1 protein-coding gene is annotated in these 1,085 nt (G+C 61.2%); it reads right to left on the bottom strand.

The features are described from left to right. Positions 1-993 (bottom strand): 3,4-dihydroxyphenylacetate 2,3-dioxygenase (gene hpaD / locus AB0H42_RS35880; RefSeq protein ID WP_357064365.1); only part of this gene is annotated, 993 nt, incomplete at its 3' end. Between the last annotated feature and the right edge of the window lie 92 nt (positions 994-1,085).

Consider the following 1,085-nt stretch of genomic DNA (forward strand, 5'->3'; position numbering starts at 1 on the left):
GGCCATTTCGCTGGGCGCACTGCGCTCGATGACCGGCTGCGGCTGCCCATCGAGATCCAGCACCAGCGATCCTTCGGTATACCAGCTCGGCACCACCGGATTGCCCCACCAGTCGCGGCGCTGGTTGTCATGCACGTCCCAGGTCACGGTCGGGTTGTCCGGATCGCCGGTGTAGTAATCCTGCGTGTAGATTTCCACCCGGTGGCCATCGGGATCGCGCAGGTAGAGATAGAACGCGTTGGAGACGCCGTGGCGGCCAGGGCCGCGTTCGATCAAATCGGATTTGCGCAGCGCGCCGAGCTTGTCGCAGATGGCCAAAATATTGTGCTTTTCATGAGTGGCGAAGGCGATGTGATGCATGCGCGGCCCGGCGCCGCCGGTCATCGCGGTATCGTGTACCGTCGCCTTGCGGCGCATCCAGGCGGCGTAAACCACGCCGTCTTCATCGCGGATGTCTTCCGTCACGCGAAAGCCCAGCCCCTGGATGTATTCCACGGCGCGCGGCACGTCAGGGGTGATTTGGTTAAAGTGGTCGAGGCGCACCAGCGCGCCCGGCGTATACAGATCGTAGCGCCAGGCCAGGCGCTCGACGTGCTGCACGTCGTAGAAAAACTCGTATGGGAAACCGAGCGGATCCTCTACCCGCACCGCATCGCCGATGCCTTTGGCGAACCCGTTCACCCGACGCTCGGTGCGGCAGCCAAGCGCCTTGAAATACGCTTCGGCGCGGTCGACGTCTTCCGGCGTGCGCACGCGGAAAGCAAACGCCGCCACGGCGGCGACCGGGCCTTCGCGCAGCACCAGGTTATGGTGAATAAACTCCTCCATCGAACGCAGGTAGAGGGTTTTATCCTCTTCGGCGGTCACGACCAGGCCGAGGATATCGACGTAAAATTCGCGTGCGGCTTTAAGGTTCGTGACCTGAATTTCCATGTAGGCACAGCGCACGACGTCGGGAGCAGGGACAGCATCAGTGGTAAGTTTTGTCGTCATTGTTCTCATCTCTTTCGTTATTATTGTGGCCTGAGGCTCAAACGCCCCATTTCGGGATCGGGTGGTCGCCCATGGAAATGCACACGTTCTTC

The sequence above is a fragment of the Nocardia sp. NPDC050799 genome, from assembly GCF_040654015.1.
Lineage (GTDB): Bacteria > Actinomycetota > Actinomycetes > Mycobacteriales > Mycobacteriaceae > Nocardia.